The organism is Adhaeribacter swui, from assembly GCF_014217805.1.
GTDB classification, from domain to species: Bacteria; Bacteroidota; Bacteroidia; order Cytophagales; family Hymenobacteraceae; genus Adhaeribacter; species Adhaeribacter swui.
Window position 1 is genome coordinate 430951 of the sequence record NZ_CP055156.1, and the last position, 23803, is coordinate 454753.

Annotated in this window: 17 protein-coding genes; 6 read left to right on the forward strand and 11 right to left on the reverse strand. The window is 41.2% G+C overall.

Translation table 11 applies throughout. The annotated features are described in order from the left end of the window. Entirely contained in the window at window positions 1-1074 is a 1074-nt protein-coding gene (locus tag HUW51_RS02880) for an NAD(P)/FAD-dependent oxidoreductase (protein ID WP_185272503.1), read from the reverse strand. A gap of 186 nt (window positions 1075-1260) precedes the next feature. On the opposite strand from HUW51_RS02880, the gene HUW51_RS02885 reads away from it, so the two are divergent. The 6 genes from HUW51_RS02885 to HUW51_RS02910 all read left to right on the forward strand — a co-directional run bounded on the left by HUW51_RS02885 (window position 1261) and on the right by HUW51_RS02910 (window position 8944). Continuing rightward, window positions 1261-1896 carry an MBL fold metallo-hydrolase gene (locus tag HUW51_RS02885; RefSeq protein WP_185272504.1) on the forward strand — a complete coding sequence of 212 codons (636 nt, stop codon included), beginning with the start codon at window positions 1261-1263 and terminating at the stop codon, window positions 1894-1896. Between the two features lie 25 nt (window positions 1897-1921). Next, window positions 1922-2632, forward strand: coding sequence for a CDP-diacylglycerol--serine O-phosphatidyltransferase (gene pssA, locus HUW51_RS02890; protein WP_185272505.1), 711 nt, complete (start codon window positions 1922-1924; stop codon window positions 2630-2632). Then, complete coding sequence (gene purS, locus HUW51_RS02895; RefSeq protein ID WP_185272506.1) at window positions 2629-2886, forward strand: phosphoribosylformylglycinamidine synthase subunit PurS; 258 nt, start codon at window positions 2629-2631, stop codon at window positions 2884-2886. The genes pssA and purS overlap by 4 nt, the downstream gene beginning before the upstream one ends. Before the next feature lie 98 nt (window positions 2887-2984). Then, window positions 2985-6470: a type IX secretion system sortase PorU gene (gene porU, locus HUW51_RS02900; RefSeq protein ID WP_185272507.1), complete on the forward strand. Its 3486-nt coding sequence runs from the start codon at window positions 2985-2987 to the stop codon at window positions 6468-6470. 49 nt (window positions 6471-6519) lie between these two features. Continuing rightward, complete coding sequence (porV, locus tag HUW51_RS02905) at window positions 6520-7653, forward strand: type IX secretion system outer membrane channel protein PorV (RefSeq protein ID WP_185272508.1); 1134 nt, start codon at window positions 6520-6522, stop codon at window positions 7651-7653. A 7-nt stretch (window positions 7654-7660) separates the two neighbouring features. Further along, the gene (locus HUW51_RS02910; protein ID WP_185272509.1) at window positions 7661-8944 is read left to right on the forward strand and encodes a M16 family metallopeptidase; all 1284 of its coding nucleotides are present in this window, start codon (window positions 7661-7663) and stop codon (window positions 8942-8944) included. A gap of 175 nt (window positions 8945-9119) precedes the next feature. Here HUW51_RS02910 and HUW51_RS02915 read toward each other — a convergent pair whose 3' ends face one another. The 10 genes from HUW51_RS02915 to HUW51_RS02960 form a co-directional block, all read right to left on the reverse strand. Then, window positions 9120-11399 (reverse strand): TonB-dependent receptor, encoded by a 2280-nt coding sequence (locus HUW51_RS02915; RefSeq protein ID WP_194300500.1) that lies wholly within the window; start codon window positions 11397-11399, stop codon window positions 9120-9122. A gap of 283 nt (window positions 11400-11682) precedes the next feature. Continuing rightward, window positions 11683-13683, reverse strand: a complete 2001-nt coding sequence (locus tag HUW51_RS02920; RefSeq protein WP_185272510.1) for an OmpA family protein — start codon at window positions 13681-13683, stop codon at window positions 11683-11685. A 20-nt stretch (window positions 13684-13703) separates the two neighbouring features. Continuing rightward, window positions 13704-14645, reverse strand: coding sequence for a PorP/SprF family type IX secretion system membrane protein (locus HUW51_RS02925; protein WP_185272511.1), 942 nt, complete (start codon window positions 14643-14645; stop codon window positions 13704-13706). Between the two features lie 28 nt (window positions 14646-14673). Continuing rightward, entirely contained in the window at window positions 14674-17682 is a 3009-nt protein-coding gene (locus HUW51_RS02930) for an ice-binding family protein (protein ID WP_185272512.1), read from the reverse strand. 246 nt (window positions 17683-17928) lie between these two features. Then, on the reverse strand, window positions 17929-18813 hold the full coding sequence (gene lipA, locus HUW51_RS02935) for a lipoyl synthase (RefSeq protein ID WP_394353951.1): 885 nt from the start codon (window positions 18811-18813) through the stop codon (window positions 17929-17931). Window positions 18814-19071: 258 nt separating this feature from the next. Beyond that, a complete protein-coding gene (locus HUW51_RS02940) occupies window positions 19072-19818 on the reverse strand; it encodes a hypothetical protein (RefSeq protein WP_228466919.1) in 747 nt (248 codons plus the stop codon). A gap of 561 nt (window positions 19819-20379) precedes the next feature. Then, window positions 20380-20718, reverse strand: coding sequence for a bacillithiol system redox-active protein YtxJ (ytxJ, locus tag HUW51_RS02945; protein WP_185274416.1), 339 nt, complete (start codon window positions 20716-20718; stop codon window positions 20380-20382). A gap of 35 nt (window positions 20719-20753) precedes the next feature. Then, window positions 20754-21104, reverse strand: a complete 351-nt coding sequence (locus HUW51_RS02950) for a hypothetical protein (protein WP_185272514.1) — start codon at window positions 21102-21104, stop codon at window positions 20754-20756. Window positions 21105-21137: 33 nt separating this feature from the next. After that, window positions 21138-21497, reverse strand: coding sequence for a hypothetical protein (locus HUW51_RS02955; RefSeq protein ID WP_185272515.1), 360 nt, complete (start codon window positions 21495-21497; stop codon window positions 21138-21140). 230 nt (window positions 21498-21727) lie between these two features. Further along, entirely contained in the window at window positions 21728-23707 is a 1980-nt protein-coding gene (locus HUW51_RS02960; RefSeq protein WP_185272516.1) for an alpha-ketoacid dehydrogenase subunit alpha/beta, read from the reverse strand. Window positions 23708-23803 lie beyond the last annotated feature (96 nt).

The window sequence follows — 23803 nt, forward strand, 5'->3', positions numbered from 1 at the left end:
TCAAATTCCCGTAAAATATTTTAAGAACCGGCTAATATCGGCCTCCGGCTCCAGTTTAGCGCCTTGCAGGTTTGCCACAAAATTATGAGCCAGGTAAGGCGCCATCATTACTCCTTTAGAACCCATGCCGTTAAAAATACCTATCTGGTGGTGCACCGGGTGCCAACCCATTAAAGGCCTGCGATCTTTAACCGCCGGCCTGATACCCGCCGCTTGTTTGGTAACCACAAAGCGTTTTTTTAAAATTTGACCAGCCCGCTCCGTTAACTCCGTTAAAGCTTCGGCGCTAGGTTGTTCATTTATTTCGCGCCAGTTATAAGTGGCCCCAACTTTAAACCCATCAGTACCAAAAGGAAGAACGTAAACCGCTTTGTTATAGATACATTCCGCTGGTAAATTATCCACTTTAATGTCTAAAACTTCTCCTTTATTTAGCGAAAAAGGCAGCCAGCTAAAGTAGGGATTATTAATTGCCTGAAACCCTTCACAAAAAACGATTTTTCGGGCCGTAATAGTATTATTATCTTGTTTATAAGTAATAAAATCTGCATTTAAATTTAACCTGCTAAACTCAAAAAATTCTTGTATAAGCAAATGGCTTTGAGCTAAGGCCACCAACAAGCAATCTAAGAACTTATTTACATCTACGTAGCCGCTTTGGGCTATTTCGATGGCGCCAAAATCCTGATTGATACTTTCGGAAAAAGGCAACCGCAGATGTACTTGTTTAATAAACTCCTGAATGGCTGGATTACTACTTTTACCCATCCAGGTGTTTTGCTCTTCTACCGATGAAAAAAATTTAAAAATAGGCAGCGGTTGCCAAATTTTCACATTAAATTCTTTTTCTATTTGCTGGTAAAAAGCAATGGCAAAGGGCACCAGTTTTTCGGCCAGCCACGATTTGGCAAACCGTTTGCCTGCCAGCGGGTTAATTAATCCGGCCGCTACCCGCGAAGCCGAGTTGGCTTTAAAAGTATCAAAAACAGCTAGTTTATAACCCTGCTCACTCAAAGTACGCGCTAAAATTCCGCCGGCTAATCCATGCCCTACCAAGATAAAATCGTAAATCATGCGGGTTAAGATACTACAAGTATTCCTGAATTTAGTAACTTACCGCTTATTTCAAAAGGATTATATTTGAAATAAAAGCCATCAATAGTATTCAAAACTTCAGTAAACACGTATTCCGGATTTTAGCAGCAAACTGGGGTAAGCCCCGGCAGCCTCATTGTTAAAATACGAAAAATTTAAAAATAAATGATTGTTACCAGCTTTACTTTTAACGCCTTTGCGGAAAACACCTATGTACTGCACGACGAGACCAAAACGTGTATTATTGTTGACCCAGGATGTTATGATAAAAGTGAACAGCAAACCCTGGTAGATTTTATTAAAACCGAAGGTTTACAGGTTACACAATTAGTGAATACCCACTGCCACATCGATCACGTGCTGGGCAATAAATTTGTAGCCGATACCTACAAAGTTGATTTAGCCATTCACAAAACAGATTTGCCCACGTTACGTGCCCAAGCGGTATTTGGGCCCAGCTATGGGTTTACGAAGTACGAAGAACTATTGCCCGCTCATTATTTGCAAGAAGGCCAGGTACTGCAGTTTGGAAAAACGGAGTTGCAAATTTTATTTACGCCCGGCCATGCGCCTGGCCACGTGGTTTTTTACCACGAAGCATCGCAGCAATTAATTGCGGGCGATGTTTTATTTCACCGTAGTATAGGCCGCACCGATCTACCTGGTGGTAATTACCAAACTTTGATACAGAGCATCAAAACGCAATTATTTCCGCTGCCCGATTCCACCAAGGTTTACCCGGGACACGGCCCCACTACCACCATTGGCGAAGAGAAAAAATTTAATCCTTTTCTGCGTTAGTTCGTGGGCAATTTTTTAAAAAATTATGAAAAAAGCGATTCCCAATACCATTACCTGCTTAAACCTGTTTACCGGCTGCGTCGCCATTTTTGCGGCTTTTCAGGATAATTTGGTATTTGCGGCTTTATTAGTTTATATAGCAGCTATTTTTGATTTTTTAGACGGTATGCTGGCCCGGTTGCTGCACGCCTATTCCGAAATAGGCAAACAACTGGATTCCTTGGCCGATATGGTTTCGTTTGGCGTGTTACCTGGCGTAATCATGTTTAAATTAATGCAGCAAGCCATTCGCTCTTCCGAAGCAGCGTCGTTAGTAACCATGGAGCTTTTTCCATTTTTTGCCTTTATCATGGTCATCTTTTCGGCGCTCCGGTTAGCCAAGTTTAATATTGATTCGCGGCAAACTTCTTCTTTTATCGGGGTTCCTACGCCAGCCAATACCCTTTTAATAAGTTCGTTACCGCTTATTCTGGATAATGATGTATTTGGTTTGCATGAGTTTATTCTAAACCCGGTTACCTTGGGCGTTTTAACCCTGTTAATGAGTTATTTACTAGTAGCCGAAATACCGCTGTTTGCCTTAAAATTTAAAAATTTAACCTGGAAAGATAATTCGATCCGGTTTATTTTTCTATTAATTGCTTTACCCTTGTTGTTTCTGCTTAAATTTGCGGCAATACCACTAATAATTGTTTTATATATTCTTCTATCCTTAATAAAACCTTCTTACTCATGAAATTTACCGCCGAAATTGATATTATGCCTCACGCCGAACTACTCGATCCGCAAGGCAAAGCGGTGATGTTAGGCCTGGAACATTTAGGCCTGGAACAAGTAGCCGATGTACGGATTGGCAAACACATAACTCTGGCTTTAGAAGCCGAAAACGAAGCTGCTGCGCAGGAAAAAGTAGAAAACGCCTGTAAAAAATTATTGGCTAATTTAATTATGGAATCGTACTCGTACGAACTTACCCCCGCCCAGCAATAATTTCTTTTTTCTACAGTTCATATTAGCATACAGGAACTGAAAACAGAAGTTCTTAAAGCGCCTTTCTTTAAGAACTTCTGTTTATATTTTTGGGATATATGCTTAAAAGCCTTTTTAGCTTTTTACTTTTTTGGTTATCCCTTTCGGCATTTGGTCAAACGGCGCCTCACCCCCAGCCGATATTACGCCGGTACGCCGATGGTTCGGTATTGCGTACTGGTGAGTGGTATAAAATTGGCGTTACTACCAGTGGTTTGTATAAACTAGATAAAGCTGCGCTGCAAAAAACAGGAATTAGTACTACCAATTTAAGCCCGCAGTTTATTCGCTTATTTGGCAATGGTGGCGGCATGTTGCCCCAACTTAACGCCACTCCCCGCACCGACGATTTAGTGGAGAATGCTATTTACGTAGCCGGCGAAACAGACGGCAAATTCGACGATGGCGACTATGTTTTATTTTACGCGCAAGGCCCGCATACCTGGGAGTTAGAAGCAAACAAACAAACCTTTCGGCATCAGTATAATATTTATTCCGATACTGCCTATTATTTTCTGCAGGTGGGCCAAACTGCTGGTTTACGCGTACAAAATCAAGCTTTGGTTACGGGGGCCACTGTCACCATTACCTCTTACCAGGAAAGACTTTTTCACGAAGATGATTTAAAAAACAAACTATTATCGGGTCGGCAATGGCTAGGCGAAGAGTTTAGTTCTTTTACCTTAAGCCGGGATTTTATTTTTCCTGTTCCGGCCATTTTACCCGAGTCAATTATTCAAGTAAAGGCAGCCGTAGTGGGCGATGCACCTTCCAACACTTCTTTTAATTTAAAACTGAATGACACGGCTTTAGGAACCATTCATGTGGCCGGACGAGGCAATTTTGATTATCATCCGGTAGGAGTATTTCAGGTGAGCACTTTTGAGCAAAACAGCAGCGCCGTACCTTTTACAAACGAACTTAAAGTAAATGTAACTTATAACACGGCCGGTAACGCCGCTGCCTTGGGGTATCTCGATTATTTAGAAATTTTAATGGAAGCGCCTTTAAAACTCAGCGGTAATCAAACCCTCTTCCGCTCCTTGCAAAATATCTATCCGGGCGCGGTATCCAGCTTTACTATTGGTAATATGCCACCAGAAGCTGTTGTCTGGGACGTAACCAATCCTACCCAACCACAAAGTTTATCTTTAACCCATAACGGCTCCGAAGCCACTTTTACTACCGCCACTGATTCGCTGAAAGAGTTTATTGCGTTTACCGGCCAAGATTTTCCGGCACCCAGTTTTACCGGAAAAGTAATTAATCAGAACCTGCACGAGTTAAATAAAGACGGAAAATTAAACCTGGTAATTGTAACTCATCCTCACTTTTTACCGCAAGCCGAACGGTTGGCCACTCACCGCCAAACCCACGATAACCTGCAGGCAAAGGTAGTTACCACAAATCAGATATATAACGAATTCTCTTCGGGAGCGCAGGATGTTACGGCCATCCGCGATTTTATGAAAATGCTGTATGATCGAAAAAATGCCGAAACGCCTTTATACCTGTTATTGTTTGGCGATGCTTCTTACGACTATAAAGCTGCAAATACCAATAACCCGGCAAACCGAACGGTAAACAACACCAACTACGTTCCGGTTTACCAATCCCGGGAGTCGTTAGATCCTTTAGAAAGTTATTCTTCGGAAGATTACTACGGTTTTTTAGACGACAACGAAGGCTTTTGGGATGAAACTAACTTCTCTAATCCGGACTTACTGGATATTGGTATTGGCCGTTTACCCGTACGCACATTGCAAGAAGCCGAAATAATAGTTAATAAACTCATTCACTACAACGATCCCAAAACTTTCGGTAATTGGCGCAATCGCTTGCTTTTAGTGGCGGATGATGGCGATGGCAACGAACATTTGCGCGATGCCGAATTTTTAGCTGATTATATGAAAGCCAACCATCCGGGCTATAATTTGCGTAAAATATACCTGGATATGTTTAAGCAAGAAAACAATGCGAGTGGGCAGGTATCATCGGAGGCCAGCGCCAGTATTGACCAAGGGCTAAATCAAGGCGCTTTACTGGTTAATTATACCGGCCATGGCAGCGAGACTACATTGGCGCAAGAAAAAATTGTGACTATTCCGCAGATAAACAACTGGCAGAATAAAGATAAACTAACCTTTCTGGTTACTGCCACTTGCGAATTTGGCCGGTACGATGATCCGGCCCGAGCCTCGGGCGCCGAACAAGCGCTTCTGAATGCTAACGGGGGAGCCATAGGTTTAATTTCTACTACCCGGCCGGTATATGCCGGAGGAAACCGCGTATTAAACAAAAACTTTTTTGAATATGCCTTTACCCCCATGAATGGCCAAATGCCCCGTTTAGGCGATGTACTCCGGTTAACTAAAAACAGCAGCCTTTCGCAAGTAAATAACCGAAACTTTGCTTTACTTTGCGATCCATCAATGCGGTTGGCCTACCCTGCCTTGCAAGTTAGTTTAGATAAAGTAAATAACCGGGTCGTTACTACCGGCATAGACACCTTAAAAGCTTTAAGCACCATTACCTTAACCGGCAGTATAAAAGACTTAAATAATACCGTAGCAACTAATTTTAACGGACGGGTACAAACTACCGTTTTTGAAAAAGAAACCCAGATAAACACTTTAGGCGACGAGAGCGCAAATGGGGTTAGCAACGTGCGGGCAGTACAAATCCGGGAAAACATTATTTACGATGGCATTGCCTCGGTGCGGGATGGTTTGTTTTCTGTAACGTTTATGGTACCTAAAGATATAGCCTATAATTTAGGTAAAGGCAAGATTAGCTTTTACGCCTATTCCGATTCAGGTGATGCTCACGGGGTATACACGGATGTTATAGTGGGCGGTGCCAGTTCCACGAGCCCACCAGACACAAAGCCGCCAACCATTCGCTTGTTCATGGACGATGAATCTTTTGTTTCGGGTGGCTTAACTGGTACCAATACAACCTTAATCGCTCATATTGCCGATGAAAGCGGCATAAACACCACCGGCGTTGGGATTGGCCACGAAATAACTGCCATTTTAGACAACAATAAAAGTAAACCAATTAGCCTGAATAACTATTATACTGCCGAAATAGATAATTACAAAGCTGGCCAGGTTCGTTATCCGTTCACCAATTTATCCGTAGGCGAGCATACCTTAACGGTTAAGGCCTGGGACAATTATAACAACTCCGCCGAAAGTGAAATTGAGTTGATTGTAGCCAGCTCAGAAAAGCTGGTATTGGATCAGGTTTTTAATTTTCCGAACCCAGTCCAGGACCAAACCACCTTTCAATTTAACCATAACCGGGCGGGTGAAGACTTAGATATAAAAATTAATATATTTAATAGCACTGGTAGCCTCATAAAAACAGTAACTGGCACCAGTTTTGCCAGTAAACCGCAATTAAAAGCTATATCTTGGAACGGTTTAAACGAAAATAACCAAGCTATAAGTAAAGGATTATATATTTATGTTCTCCACGTTCGTTCCAAACGTGATGGTTCAGAAGCATCCAAAACCCAAAAATTAATTTTGTTAAAGTAAAATTTTTAAAATTTTAAAAAGTAGAACGTTAGAAATCGCTAAACCCATTATGAATAAATTCTTCAAAAGTCTACTAGTAGCCTTTCCGGTTACTACTCTTTTTATTTCTCATTTATCTAATGCCCAAGCAAGCTTTACGGGTTCTAACGTTGTAACCACGGCCGTTCCGGTTTTAACCATTGCCCCCGATGCCCGTTCTGCTGGTATGGGCGATGTGGGAGTGGCTATTTCGCCGGATGTAAATGCCTCTTTTTATAACCCTGCGAAATTAGGTTTTATAACCACCGATTTTAGTGCCAGCGCGTCTTACTCGCCATGGTTACGCAACATCATTAATGATATGTCTATCTCTTATGTTTCGGCGGTGAAAAAAGTAAATGAACGGGCTTCTTTTTCGGCTTCCCTTCTTTACTTCGACTTAGGCGATATTCAGTTTACCGATAACCAAGGCAACCCGGTACAACAATTTAACCCGAAAGAATACACTGTAAGCCTAGCTTATGGCCAACAATTAAGCGAAAATTTAAGCTTAGGTGTTGGCGCCCGTTTTATTCATTCCAACCTTTCGGCGGGTATTAACGATTCCAGACCGGGTAACTCTGCCGCCGCGGATATTGGTATATACTATACCAAAGACCTTACCCTGGGTGCCCGAAATTATAACCTAGCCTTAGGTGGTAATATATCTAATATTGGGGCTAAAATCGCTTATACCAACGCCGACCGGAAAGACTTTTTACCTACAAATTTAAAATTAGGTACGGCCTTTACCATGGAGTTAGATCCTTACAATACTTTAACTTTGGCCGTAGATGCTAATAAATTGTTAGTGCCGTCACAAGGTGCTAATTTCGGCCAGAGTGTACCTAGCGCCATTTTTAGCTCATTTACTGATGCTCCTGGTGGCTTTAGCGAAGAAATGCAGGAAGTTGTTTTAAATACAGGTTTAGAGTATTGGTACAATCAATTATTTGCCGCTCGTTTAGGTTATTTTTACGAAAGTCCGGAAAAAGGCGACCGTCATTATTTAAGTTTAGGTTTAGGCATCCGGACACAGAAATTTGGCTTAGATGCCGCTTACCTAGTTCCTAACCAAAACAGAACCAGCCCATTATCTAACACTATTCGCTTTACATTACACTTAAACTTAGGTACTGAAGATACAACCAGCCCAACTGAATAAAAAATACATGCTTAACCGATCTGTAGCACCTGCTCTGCAAGAAATAACCACCGTACAATTACCTGCTGCCGAAGTAGCTACTTTTTCGAATGGCAGTCGTTTACACTGCCTGTATAACGCTACGCAGCCTATTCTTAAATTTGAAATTGTTTTAAAAGCAGGCAAGTGGTACGAACCTTATAATGGCATTTCGTATTTAACGGCAAAAATGCTTTTAGAAGGTACCCAGAACTATTCGGCCAGGCAAATTGCTGATATTATTGCCTTTTATGGGGCATCCCTGGAAAGCAACCAAGGCTTTGATCGGACTAGCATTACGTTATACACGCTTACCAAGCATTTTAATCCGTTACTTGATCTGTTTGCCGAAATCCTGCATTCACCTACTATTCCGGAGAAAGAATTTGATTTATTAAAAATCCGGACAATCCAGAATGTAAGTGTAGAGAAGAAAAAAAATTCTTACTTAGCCAATCAGCTATTTACCCGCAACATTTACGGCCCTAATCATCCATACACCACCGGAATGGATGAAGTAATTTTAAATCAGGTTACTTTAGCTGAAGTAAAAGACTTTTACAAAAAACACTATAACCTCTCGGAAGCCGAAATTTTCATCTGCGGGGATTTTGATGCAGCCAACGTAGCTAAAGTAGAGCAACTATTTGGCGGTTCGTTATTAGCCAAAGAAGAACGGCCTGCTAAATCTTATAAGGCTACCGGAAGCATCAAAAAAGATTTTCTGGTTAAAGAAGATAGCTTGCAATCTTCTATCCGAGTTGGCAGTTCCTGGCCCGCCATGAATCATCCGGATTATCATAAACTGGCCTTGTTAAACAAAATCCTGGGGGGGTACTTTGGCTCCCGTTTAATGAAAAATATCCGCGAAGATAAAGGCTTTACCTACGGTATTTACTCTACTATTTCCGCGAAGGAGCAGCATGCGCTTTTATTAATAGCTACCGATGTTAACTACTTAAATTCTCAGCAAACTTTAGACGAAATTTACAAAGAAATAGCCCTGCTAAAGAATGAACCCGTGGAAGCATCAGAACTGGAAACGGTACAAAATTATACTTTAGGTAAACTGGCTAATGATCTCAGTACTATTTTCGATCAATCTGAAAAGTATAAGAACCTTATTCTGCATCAATTGCCATTAACCTTTTACTCCGATTATATCACTGAAGTAAAATCCGTTACTCCGGAACAATTACTTTCCCTGGCAAATCAATATTATGTATTCGATAACATTCATGAAGTAGTTGTTGGGAAACCGGTAGAGCAATAAAATTTAATAAATAGATTTACCTAAAACAAAGGGCTTCTAAACTGCTAGTTTAGAAGCCCTTTGTTTTGTCCTGACTTTTAAATTTATAATGGGAACCTGATAAAATGGTTAAAAAGTAATTTTTTAAATTTTGTCTTTTCTACCAACCAGCTATGCTCTTGAAAGACCTACTTAATTATTTATTTTTAATTAAAAATTTTAACTGAACACCCGCGTAATAATTACGGTTTGGGGCAGCTTGAAAATAACGTCCGCCAAAGCCATTCAAGTCGTTTCCTAAACTGTATTTCTTATCCAAAGCATTATCAATTCCGCCGTAGAGTTCTGCTTGCCACTTAGTACATAATTGCCGCCTGATTCCTGCCCGAGCCCCCAACAGCAAGTAAGAGTCGGCATAAACCGTATTGGCATCATTCAGTGGTAATTTGCTGGTATAATTAGACGTAACATTTGCGTACAGTCCGAACTGGCTTTCAAAATCCAAGCCCATTAACCAAACGTGGGGCGGCGTACCCGTTAGCTTATTGCCCGAATAATCTGCATCGTTTTGCACATAATCCTGGAACCGGAAATGGCTATAAGCATAAGTGCTCCATACTTTAAAAAGTTTTACCGGCCGGTTGGCATTTTGAATAAAAGTATAAGCCAACGCTGCTTCAATACCTTGTTGCCGGGTAGCGCCAGCGTTATCAAAAATCACAATTCCATCCGGATTAGTTCGGCTTACAATGGTTTCATGTAGTTTAAACCAAAACCCCACTAAATCAAAGCTAAGCTTTTGCTGTAAGGCACTACCGCGAAAACCCAATTCATAATTAAGGCCGCGCTCCGGTTGTAAGCGGGTGTTAAAGCTACCATCCGATGGCCGTATTTCTGAATCAGTAGGAGGTGAAAAACCAGTACTAATACTTCCATGAGCAGATAGATTAGGGTTGATCACCTTCAATAGAGCTATCCTGGGCGAAAACTGAGGATTAATTGGTTTTTCATTCCGGTAGTTACTGGTAGTATCGGCATCAGATACTCGGGCTAGATCGTAACGCATAAAGTTTAAACTAGCGCCTAATGTAAAAATAAAATTGCCCGGTAAATTGGTCTCAGTCTGGGCAAAAACAAAACCTTGATCTGTAGATACTTCATCGTCAAAATTTAGCTTACCCGGCTCTCCTACTTTATTTTCATAATGCCGTGAATTTACAAAACTGTGCTGATACTCCCCGCCTAAGGTAAACCGGGCAGGCAAATCCGAAATAGAAGTTGCGTAAGTAGTTTGTGTACGGCCGCCAAAAGACTGATTAGCATTACGCTCGTAATCCGTAGTAAACGGATTATCCAGAAAAGAAAATACCCCGAATAGAGCGGTATTATTACTCCAATGTTCATTAAACTGGTATTGATGCCCCATGCCTAAATTAATGCCTTGCAATGAAAGCGATGTTTTTTGATCAATATTTATTTGCCGGGCCGCCCGTGGGTTTGCATTGTATTGTTCCCGGGTAAGGGCTCCGGGTAATTGATAATATAAGTCGGTAAAATAGCCATGAAAACTAAAGGTCTGTTTATCGGATGGGTATAATTGTCCGGTTAATAAAACGGCATCCCGGTCCATAGCGCTTTGCTGGCGGTATCCGTCCAGTTGTTGCTTAGCATAACGAACCAAAAAACCTGACTTTTCTGAACCAGTAGCAGCCGTGGCCGTGTACCGGCGCAAGCCATATGACCCGGCTAAATAACTAGATTCCAAAGAACTTTCTCCCGCATTTGGCCGGATTGTTTCTAAACGAACTGTACCGCCGGTACCGGCGCCATACACGCTACCTGCCGGCCCTTTTAAAACTTCAATCCGCCCAATAGTACCCGCATCAATTAAATTAACCGGTAAAGTTCCGTTAGCTTCCACTAAGGGCACATCATTTAAGTACATCTTCACGTTCCGGACCCCAAACGGAGCCCTTAAACTGCTCCCTCTGATGGATAATCGATAGCTGGCTGTGGCCCGTTCTTCCATCCGTACTCCTGGTAAGGTATTAAGAGCCGGCACCAGGGAAGTGGTACTAAAACGCTCTAACTCGCGGGGCGTTAATAACCCAACCGAGGCAGCTGTTTGCTGGATCGGGCGGTTAGTGGCATAACCGGATATTACTACTTCCTGCAACGCTTTATCAGCAATTTGCAAGTAAATTAATCTTGTATTTTGCAGGACTGCCGCCTTTAATTTCTTAGGGAAATATCCTACTATAGAAATTACAATAGTATCTTCTTCCGAGGGGATTGTTAAAGAGAAATATCCTTTGTCGTTTGTTATTGTGCCATCGCTCGCTCCCAGAATACTGATACTTGCCCCTGCTAATGGTTGCTGCGTTGTAGCTGCTATAACTTTACCTGAATATTGCCTTTGCGCAAAAGATGCTGATACTAAAAAACTTAGAACTAAAATCAGTAAAGAAATTTTCATTTAGAATATAGTAATAAAGTATGGACGTGATGGCGAAAGAAGTTATTATTCTATTTCCATTTAAATTAAAAATGCTTTGGAAATCGCCATAACAACCAGGCATTCGCATCAAAAACATCGTAAATATAGGTTAGATATAACCATTATCTATGCAAATTATTTTAGAACCTTAGCCGCATTAACTTTTTTTAAAAAATATCTATTTTAAACACTTATTATAATCCCCAACAAAAAAGGCTTCCTTATCTCTAAGGAAGCCTTTTTTGTTGGGGCATTGTTGCTTTTACTTCGAAGCTAATTCTTTTTGAATTTTAAATGTAGTCCGGCGATTTTGTTGGTGTTCTTCTTCCGAACAAGAAACGCCATCTACGCATCTGTTTACCGGTTGAGACTCGCCGTACCCTCGGGCTGTTAACCGTTCCCGGGCTACACCTTGAGATACCAAGTAATTTACAGTTGCTTCAGCACGCAGTTCAGAAAGTAATTGATTGTAATTATCTCCCTCGCGGCTATCGCAATGCGATCCCATTTCTATTTTCACTTTAGGATTTGCCAGTAAAGTAGCGGCTAATTTATCTAGTTCTAACGCTGCATCCGGACGGATTTCCCATTTATTTAAATCAAAATAGATGTTTGCTAAAGAAATAGGGGTATTTGTTTGAATGCGATCAAAAAGTAAAGTAACATTTACGGTATCTGGCGCATTTAAAGAAATCTGCACGTCTGCTGGCTGGGTTAAGAAATTAGCTTTAGATCCTAGCAAAGCATAATTATTTCCTTTAAATACATTGAAGTAATAATGTCCTTTTTTATCAGAGGTAACTATTATGGAGTCACGGCTATTGGGTTGGGTTAAACGCAAACGAACATTGCTGAGAGGCATTAAACTTTTTTTACCAATCTGGCCGGCTAAACGCTCTAAAGTAGTTACGGCTAGTACAGCAGGCTGCTGAATCATAGAAAAGCTATAAATATCTGCTGTTGCTTCCTCGCTAAAACGATCGGAAGAAAACAAACCGGTTTGTCCGGCGCCTTCTACTAACATGCCGTAATCGTTCCGCGAAGAATTGATAGGCGCCATTAAATTAGTTACCGCTGACCACGTTGAACGTTCGCCTTTAGCAGAAAACAAATCAAGTCCGCCGAAACCGGCATGTCCATCAGAAGAAAAGTACAGGGTTCCATTTTGATCGAAAGCAGGAAACATTTCGCGTCCGCTGGTATTAATAGTATTACCGGCATTTACTGGTTTGCTCCAGGAGCCATTGCCCATACGTTCGCAGTAGTAGATATCAGTAAGGCCAAAACCACCGGGCATATCCGAAACAAAGTAAAGGAGGTTCCCATCGGGTGATAGAACAGGATGGCCTACCGAATATTCTTCTATTTTATTATAAGCAAAAGGCTTAGCATCCGCCCATTTTTCACCTTGTTTCTCAGCAAAATAGATTTCCAGGCGGTTAATAAAACCAGAAGCAAATGGATTTTCTACCCAACTGGTTGGGTCCGGATTAGCCTTTGTATTTTTTAATTTTACCAGATTAGTGCGCGTAAAGTAAATGGTAGATTTAACGGAATCTAAAGCGGCCGGACCATTATGGTAAGTTGCATTAATGTTAGAAGTTAGCAGAGTTGGTTTAGACCAGGTAAGCCCATTTTTTTCGCTGGAGTACAACTTTAAATAAGGACGGCCAGTCCAACCGAAAATTTTCTCTTTGGTTTTTCCCGCTCCAGCTACGCTCCGGTCCGAAGTGAAGATAATGCCATTCTTATACGGAATTGGGCTAAAATCAGAGTACAACGTGTTAAGTTCTGTAGCTGCTTTTACCTCAAACAAAGGAGAACGTTTTAACCATTGCGCTGCAGTATCGCAGGCATCCGCTAACTTACGTGCTTGGGCAGCTTCAGCAGGTTGCTTTTCGGCGTATTGCAGGTATTGTACTTTAGCTTCATCGTACTTGCCATTGGTATGAAGCATTTGGGCATAGTACATAATGTTTATGGGGTCTGCTTCCGGGTTTTTCACTACTTCGGCGTACCAAGACTCCGCTGCTACCGAACGGTTGCTGAGCCGGTTAGCATCGGCTAAACGTTGCATAACAGCCAGCGTAGGTGGTTTGCTTTCAATAGCCTTCTTGTATTCTTCTATTGCCAGAGCATATTTATAGCTATTAAAATATTGGTCCGCTTTCCGGAGAGCCGATTGAGCCTGCAATCGGGCAGGTAAGCTGCCTAGTGCAACTACCAGTAATAAAATAAAAACGTTTGTATAAGTATATTTCATGGTAATCGAGTAGCTAATTTTTAAAAATATTGGGGAGTCAACATTTTAGTTTCTGCTTTCTTGAAGAGTAAAACCCCTAAAGAAAACTCATGCGTACTGTAATTATTTAACTGCGTTAGGGTGAAATCGTAGGAGTAACCCAACCGAAGCTTAGGTGATAAGAATATCTCTCCTATGGCAGAAACGGCATCTTTGGCAGTTAAACTGGTTGCTTCAAAATTATTTTTAAAAATATTGGCAGCAGTCCGGTAAGAGCCACCCAACCAAATACGGTTCTCGATTAATAAGAATGCATTTACATCAATATTGGTAGGCCCCTGGAAGTTTTCTTTCATCAGAACAGAAGGCTTAAACTTTAAATGTTCTCCTAAATCGAAAACGTAACCAGCCGTAAGAAAATAGTTGCGGTCGGTGTTAAAGGCAAATTCCCGGTTTGCCCCAATCAAGTCAGTGGCTGACATGCCTAAATAAAACCGGTCCGTATGAAAGTATAAACCAACTCTTAAATCCGGATTAATAACATTTGTTTCCGCGTTAATAATGGTAGGATCATCTGGATCTATGGTAGTTAGTTTGTTCCGGTCTATTCTAAATTGCGATGCACCAGCGGCTACTCCTAAACTTAACACGCCTGTTTCAGACACATTTAATTTTACAGCGCCATTGATGGTGGCAGAAGTTCGCCGCTGAGCCCCAATCTGATCGTTAACAGCTTGAGCACCAATACCTATCCGGTTAGATTTAGTTACGCCATCAATACTGAAAGACTGCGTAGTGGGAGCTCCTTCCAGACCGGTCCATTGCGTCCGATAAAAGGCGTTTAAGTGGATCACATCTTTACTGCCCGCGTAAGCAGGATTTATAACCAAGCCATTGAAGATGTATTGGGTATACTGCGGTTTTTGCTGCGCTAGGGTACTAAAAGACACCAGCATGGCAAGAATAAATAAACGTAATTTCATATTTAAATTTTTCAATTTTCGTTGTTGATTATCTTACTACAGTGATATAACCCCGGTAAACTTTGGTGGTATTGTCGCATAATTTTACCCGCAGTACATAAAAGTAAGTAGCTTCGCCTAGGCCATTTGCCCGCCAATCGTTTTGGTAATTTTTAGCCCGGTATACTTCATTACCCCAGCGGTTAATAATCTGAACCTCATTTTCGGGGAACTTAGTCAGGTTTTTCACTTCCCAGGTTTCATTTTTACCATCGCCGTTTGGAGTAAAGGCAGTTGGGAAAATCAGGTTTGCATCGGCAGCTCTGGCATCTGCTGCCAAGGTAGCGGCTGCACTAGAACAGCCATTTACATTGTTTGCTATAACCGTAATGGTACCTTTGCGATCTAAACCATCGGCAGCAACTTTAATGGTAGTTGTACCCTGGCCGGCCACAATGGTAAAGCCCTCTGGAACAGTCCAGGTATAGCTGCTTGCCCCTGGCACCTCATTGATAGAGTACATTAAGCCGGAACACGCACCACTTTTATCGGTAATAACTGGTAATGCGGGAATAGCAGTTGGTGTAATATTGCTGGTTGTTACACTACCACCCACTCCGCATGTGTTAGCAATTGAAACAGATACTGTACCTGGATTAGTACCTACGATTACGGTAATGCTTGTAGTATTTTGGCCAGACCGAATTTGCCAGTTTGCGGGTACACTCCAGGTATAAGTTGCAGCACCAGCAACCGGAGCAACACTAAATGTTTGCTCTGAACCAGCACAAAAAGCAAGCGGTCCGTTAATAGCTTCAGGTAGTACCGGCGCCTGATTTACTTTTACACGCACCACTAAAGGTTCCCCGTTAGCGCAAACATTATTTAAGTTAAGTGGAACAATAGATATCTCGGAGTTTTCTTGGGCCGTTGCATCTACTCTCACTACAATGGTGCTACCAGAACCAGTTATTTTGGTAAATCCTTTAGGCAGGTTGTATTGAAAACCGGTAACTCCATTTGAATTTTCTACGGAATAGGTTATAATATCCCCCACACATACTTGTGTTTTGCCCGCAATTAATACCGGAACCCGGGGTGTTACGCAAATTACAACCTGAGATACGTCGTTTGATGGCTTTAAATCTACCTGATTACCAGTAACCCGAGCCGTATTCCATACTTGACCTACAATAGTGGGAATTGCTGTTATGGTAACGGAAGTTTGAGCCCCGACCGCTAAACTGCCTACATCCCAGGTGTAAACACCGGCAATATTATCAAATACAGCTTCCGGAGAAGAACGAACATATGTAAGATCATTTTTTAAATCGTTAAATAATTCATCGGTTATAACTATCCCGGTAGCTTCTTTCGGGCCGTTATTGCGCACTGTAAGGGTATACGTTACTTCAGAACCTAACGCTACGGTAGCATTATCAGCCGTTTTCGTGATTTGCAAATCTGCTCGTGGCACATCACCTGCAATTGTAGTAACCGTGGCTCGGTTATTTAGGCTGGTGGGGTCCGTTACCGCATTATTAGATATCTCAGCTCTGTTGATTATTTTACCACTTTTAATAATACGGGCTCTGATTATTAACTCAACAGCTTTATCCGGACCTACTTCCAGCGTTCCGATGGTAAACAAGTTAGAACTACTCAGTGAAGTAGGATCGAAAGAAATATTTTGCGTATACAGGGTTCCGGGGCTAACTACTGGTTCACCGAGAACAGTTAAATAATTGGCCGGGAAAATATCGGTTAAGGTAACGTTAGTAGCCCGGTTAGGCCCTAAATTTTCAACCCGAACTTTATACTCTAACTCATCACCCACATTAGCCACTTCTTTATCTACTGTTTTGGTTACCTGTAGATTAGCTGAAGTTGCGGGTATTTCTACTGTTACCTGGGCATTATCTTGCGTGGGATTCGAATCTTTTACTTCAGATAAAACAGAAACCAGGTTTGTTACTTCGGTTTTAGCTACTAACGCTCTGGCAATTACCGTAATAATTACTTTTTCCTTTAATTTTAAATTTCCTAGCTTAAACTGGAAGATCTTATTGTTACGATCCACAATAACATCGGCCGTACCAGGTGTATTTTGATAAGCTACATCATAGCTAACCACATCCATGTAAGCCCACGGAAAATCTTCTATTACCTGCACGTTAGTGGCTTCTTGCGGGCCGTAGTTGGTTACGGTTATTGTAAAAGTTACTTCTTCGCCGATTGGCACTTTTTTGCGCGACGAAATTTTAGTAACACTTAAATCTGCTTCAATTACATTGGCCAGAGATATATTATTATCCTGGAGGGTAACACTGCCGTTAATTGCAAAAAGACGTCCTTCTACGCTGGCACCATCGCTCAACCGAATGGCTTCGCCCGTAGGAGAATCATTGTTATTTACTAGAAAATTACCTCTTAAAGCCGAGTTGGCGCCTGTTATGCCCCCAGAAGTAGCTGGAACCATAACACCATTAATTTGAAAGAAAATGTTTTTTGCCTGGGTACCACTTTCTATATTGATAACAGAACCAGGTTCAAAAGTTAAATTTCCATCTATTTTAAAAATGAAAACGGCATCCGGGCGATTTAAGCCGTTCAGCCGCAACAGGCCAGACAAAAGCACATCAGGACTGCTAAAGCTGTATACACCCGGAGTTAAAACCATACCGTTTGTAACTGCCGGATCATTCTCGGGAGTAAAACCATTACCTAATTTGGGCTCCAGCGTATTGGTTGCCGACTGATTTTTTAAGAAATCATAGGCTTCTTTCGCACTTTGCTGCACAGCCTCGGCTGTTGCATTGTTTACTTCCGCGTTACGAAGAACCCGTCCTTGGTCTGTTTCCGGATTAAAACCAGTTAAGGAACCAGTAGTAACTGCCACATCCGCGTAAATTACCGTTTCCTCTGTACTTGTAATACCAGCCGGTCCTAGCACAGCAAAATTTTGAGCTGCCTTTAAATCCGGAGCCTTCTCTTGTTGCGCATATAGTTGAAATGCTGCAAAAAGTAACAAGATAATAATGGGTAATACTCTTTTCATATAATGATTATAATATATAAAGCATTTTGTAAGTCATTATGTAGCACGAACTTACTTAGTAATACATATAATTACTATATACAATTACAAATATGATTCCACTTTTATATATAATTACATATTAATACTAAAATTTTTATATTTTTTTTATTTACTACCATTTACCCAGCTTGATTTTTTGCTCTAAAAACAGAAAGCCCCGTCAGATTACTGACGGGGCTTTCTATAAACTTAACTATTTATATTTTAGATAAATACGTGCCGCTCGGCGTGATAAGATGATCGTACCAGAGGCCCAGCTTCTACGTATTTAAGTCCGCGATTTAGTCCTTCTTCCCGGTAATGGGCAAATAAATCCGGATGAATAAATTCGGCTACTTCTAAATGCCTTTTGGTAGGTTGCAAGTATTGGCCTAATGTAAGAATATCTAAACCGTTTGCCACCAGATCGTCCATGGCCTGGTAAACCTGATCTTTGGTTTCGCCTACGCCCAGCATAATGCCAGATTTAGTACGTTTGCCGTAAGCTTTAATGCGCTTAATCTGCTCCAGGCTGCGTTCGTATTTTGCCTGAGGCCGCACCATGCGGTATAATTCTTTAACGGTTTCCATGTTATGAGATACCACTTCCTGTCCCGCCGAAATCATGGTAGTTAAAGCGTCCCAATTGGCTTTTACATCCGGAATAAGGGTTTCGATGGTTGTTTCGGGTGATAATTGCTTTACCTGCACCACGGTTTCGTGCCAAATGCTGGCGCCACGGTCTTTTAATTCGTCCCGGTTTACCGAAGTAATAACGGCGTGTTTTACTCCCATCAGCTTAATGGCTTCGGCTACCCGGCGCGGCTCGTCCTGGTCGTATTCGTTCGGGCGCCCAGTTGTCACCGCACAAAACGAGCAACTACGGGTACAAACGTTACCCAAAATCATAAAAGTAGCTGTACCTGCTCCCCAACATTCGCCCATGTTAGGGCAATTGCCGCTTTCGCAGATGGTATGTAATTTATATTGATCTACCAGATTTCTAACCTTGGCGTATTCTTTCCCAACAGGTAATTTAACCCGTAACCAATCAGGCTTACGCGCTTTGACTGGCGCTTCTACCGGCTGAATAACCGGAAGCATAACAATTTCTTCCATAATACAAAGATAGGCAATTATTCGGATGCAATAAATTTCTTACAATTTAGCCGCAGTAAAACCTAAAGTAAATTAAGCTGCCTTTCTAAGCGACTAATTTAAGAAATTTTTAAAAATTTAAATTTTGATAGCTGAAAGCAAGTAACCAATTGCTCTGCATTAATAACAATAAATAAGGCAAGATGTTGCAACCTTATTAAGCTACCGCTTTTAAGAAATTAGCAATGCAATAAAAAGACAGGATTTTTTTTACTTCCGGCGACCGTAATACAGCGTTAAATAAAACGATGGAAAAAATTGAGAGTTATCTGCTTGCGGAATAATAACCATTTCCTTGGCAAAAGTTTCGAGCACAAAACCTACCTCTACCCCGGTAACATCTTCGCGGTAGCGGCCATACTCAAAATTAACCCCACCCCGCACATGCAATCCGGGCCGGATTTTACTTTCGCCTAAACCCGTAAAGAATGCAGCACTCCCCCGGATTCTATTTTCAAAATCGGTGTGGATTGCCGGGTTGTAGGCTTCTACCCGGTAATCAGCTACGGCATTAGGTCCGCGGGAATAATCGGTGTAGTCGTATACTATATAATAAGGAGCTAGTAAGCCAATAGAAGGTCCGGCCGAGAAAAAGCCATTAACCTGCACTCCCGCTTCCGGCGCTTTCCGGAAGAAAACGTATTCGCGGCCAATTTCGGGGCGAAGTACAAATAAGTAATTAGCTTTTCCGTATATAAAGGAGTTGCCGGTGCTGGCCGAGTAGCTGCGGTTTTCTTTGGGGTGCTTTACTTCTACTACTTCTAAAGCCCAAAATTTAAACCAGTTGTTTTGTAAGTAGCGCGACGATTTAATTACACCGCCCCCAATAAGCCCGCCGTTGGTATTAAAATTAATACCATAAGTAAACTCTTTTTGCGGCAATTGGTCGTCTTGCTGCGCGTAGGTAGGTATGGTAGCTAAACTAAGAGTAAAGAAAAAAAGTATATATTTTAACACTTTGATAACCATTTAAATTGGTTAAAATTAAATAAATTTACGGGCACCTCAAAAATAAGTTTATCCAGATAATATTTTCTATTTTAGTTAGTTACCTCTGCTATTAAACTTATATATTAATAAAAAGTATTATCCAGTTCGCCACAAAAGAACCCTTCCCAATACGCTATTTTCAAAAAAACTACTTCAAAGAAAACACCAACTTTATCTTATTGCTATTTAACTTAAAACTGTTGAAATTAAAATTTAGATCCTGAGAAAATCACGAAGGAAGGAATAAACCTTGGACTCTTTCAACAAAGTATTATACAGGCAATACGGTTGCCTATTACCCGGTTAAAATAAATTTTATGCCCATAATTTAAGCTGACCTTTTATCAAAAATTAAACGCTATTACCGTTGTTTCATTGTATCAAAGTAAAACTTAACCTTTGCCATCTCAGCAGCTAAAAAAAGAAGTTCCGGGTTTGCTGGCTAAGTTGTTAGTAGCAGCAAAATCCGGAACTCCTTTCTCTTTCTAATTATAATTATTTTTTAAATTTTCACTTCAATCTGATTAACTAAACCAACGCTTTTTTTACTTCTTCCAGTTTAATTCCTAAATGCGACCAATCGGAAGTGCATTCGCCATCTTGAATTAAAAGTAGTTGGGGTGATTCATGTCGTACGTCGAAAGTAGAGGCAATCTGGTTCGAAACTGTCCGGTAAGAAAGCAAATCTAAATAATAGGGCTTCACATTCTCTAAACCTACCGAATCCCATTGCCGCTCTAACCGGCTTTTAGCGGTGGCGCTGATGGAACACGAGGTGCTGTGTTTAAAAATAATAACTGGTTGCTGTTTTGATTCTGCTTTTATATTATCCAGTTGTTCGGCAGAGGTAAGGGCATTCCATTGAATCATGAATAATTCTTTTTTTATCGTAAATACATTAATTATTTTTTCTTCCGGTTACTCTTGCGTTTAATTTTAAGTTTTACGGGCTCGGTATAAGTAAACTGGTCTAGGTTATTATACTTGTAATCTTCCCAGGTTTCTTCTACTTCTACCCGCTTCCGGCTAGCTTTGCCCTTCTTATACGTAAAATAATTGGTATTTAGATGTGTTTCTTTGTAATCGGAATCAATACGAGCCGCCTCCCGTTTGCTACGCTTAGTTTCTGCTTTTAACTGACTGTTGCCCACAAAAGCAATTTGCGCAGATACCTGTATATGCAGACCTAGCATAAATATTATAAAAACAAAAGTAGTTTTTAACAATAATCCGGAGAGCAGTTTTGTATTCATAATGACTTCGATTTATATATCAGCATACACCTATTATACTGATTTTAAACGCTTTGGTTTTTGCTTTAAGCTTTTATAACTTTTCTTTTTCATTAATCCATTCTTATCGTAACTGGTGGGTTTACTTTGGCCAAATCCTTCCTGATTGGGAATGGTTGGATCAGCCTTTTTTTTAAAAAAAGCTAACCCACGCTTATTGCCAATTTTCGGGCAAGGAATTTTGCCGCTGTTACAACTTGTAAGCAATACCAAATAGATTAATAAAACCGGTAGAAAAACGCCAATGGACGTTATGCCATTTCTAAATAGCACTGGTAAATAGCTTCTATCGGGTTTAAACATAATAATATATAAATATAAGCCTAAATTAACAAACCAAATTATATAAACCAAATAAATATATAAATTTTACTATATTATTTTTAAAATTTCTCCTTCCCCGCTCTATATTTCTTTAATCAGGCTACTATTACTTCTAAAAAGCCTCGTAACAAACTAATTATAACAAAATTAGATACTCCATTATTTCTCCAGATTTATCACGATTTACCTCAAAATAATCTCATTAAATAAAACATGGTCTAAATTGGGCTTTTGATAATTTACTGCTTGTATTTCATTTATTAGTATTGCAGCAACTCTTCTATTTTTTGTTTTAATCGCTGAATCGGTAAAAATTCTTGTTCTAAGGGTGGTGAGAAAGGAACCGGCGTATCTAAACTACCCACCCGCACTACGGGGCTATCTAAATAGCGAAAACAATGCTCGGAGATCCAGGCACTTATTTCGGCTCCTATGCCCCCGGTTACCGTATCTTCGTGTACAATTAATACCCGGCCGGTTTTCTGAACAGTTGTGCGCACAGCTTCTTTATCCCAGGGCATTAAGGTTCTTAAATCCAATATATCGGCTTTTACTTGAGGCATGGCCTGGAGTAATTGCGTAGCCCAGTGCACTCCCATGCCGTAGGTGATAATCGAAAAATCAGGACCTTCAGCTACTAAGTTGGCTTTCCCAATTTCTAAGGTATAATAATCATACGGAATTTGAGCAGATAAGGAACGGTACAGTAATTTATGTTCGAAATACATTACCGGGTTGGGATCGGAGATAGCGGCATTCAACAATCCTTTGGCATCGTAAGGGTTAGAAGGATACACAATCTTCAAACCAGGGGTATGAAAAAACCAGGCTTCGTTGGATTGGGAGTGAAAAGGACCAGCTGCCGTACCGGCGCCGGTAGGCATTCGGATAACTACGTCGGCATTTTGACCCCAGCGGTAATGCGATTTAGCTAAATTATTAACAATTTGATTAAAAGCACAGCTCACAAAATCGGCAAACTGCATTTCGATTACGGATTTCTTGCCTTTAACCGATAATCCTAAACCAATGCCCACAATGGCCGATTCGCAGAGCGGGGTGTTACGGATGCGGTCTTTCCCAAATTGCGCTACCAGACCTTCTGTTGCTTTAAACACGCCCCCGTATTCGGCAATATCCTGCCCCATTAATACTAGTTCGGGATATTTTTCCAGGCTTTGGCGAAGGGCATCAGTAATGGCATCTACGTAGCGCTTTTCTGACTGCTGACCGGATTGGGGATTTTCTATAATAGGATTGTAAGGGGCATATACATCCGCTAACTCGGTAGCTGCATCGGCAGTAGGCATGGGTGTGGCAAAAGCTGCTTCTAAGCCCTGATCAATGCTGGCTTTAAACTCATCACGGGTTGCGGCTAGTAAACGCGCCGTTAGCACTTTTTCGTCGAGCAGGTATTTTTCGTAAGTTTCTACCGGGTCTTTTTTCGACCATTTTTCAAATAATTCCTGCGGTACGTATTTCGTGCCGGATGCTTCTTCGTGGCCCCGCATCCTAAACGTCATGGCTTCAATTAAAATCGGGCGGGGATTTTTGCGCATACTGGCCGCAGCCTGCCGGACAGTATCGTACACTTCTATTACATTGTTGCCGTCAATCTGTAAAGTATCAATGCCGTAAGCGGGCCCTTTATCAATAAAATAATTAAATTTAAATTGCTCCGAGTTGGGCGTGGATAAACCATAACCGTTATTTTCAATCATAAAGATTACTGGCAAATTCCAGACGGCGGCTACGTTTAACGCTTCGTGAAAATCCCCTTCGCTGGCTCCGCCATCGCCGCTAAATACCAGAGTTACTTTCTTTTTCTTAGCAAGTAAGTCGGCTAAAGCAATGCCATCGGCTACGGCTAGTTGCGGGCCTAAATGCGAAATCATGCCGACAATGTGGTGCTCCTGCGAGCCAAAATGAAAAGACCGGTCGCGGCCTTTGGTAAAGCCCGTGGTTTTCCCTTGAAATTGGGCAAACAACCGGTCGAGCGGCATATTACGACAGGTAAAAATTCCGAGATTGCGGTGTAAAGGCAAAATATATTCGTCGGAGTCGAGCGCCAAAGCCGCGCCTACCGAAATTGCTTCCTGCCCAATACCCGAAAACCACTTACTAATCCGGCCTTGGCGCAGCAAAACCAGCATACGCTCCTCAATCATGCGGGGCAGTAAAATACCGCGGTATAAGTGCAACAGGTCATCGTCGGAGTAATCTTTGCGATTATAATTCATTCGTAAAATTGCGTTTATTCTATCAAAATTAGTTAAAATATTAATGGCAGTACTGTTTTTTACACCCGCAAACTTTAAGCAGAATGTTAGTAACCG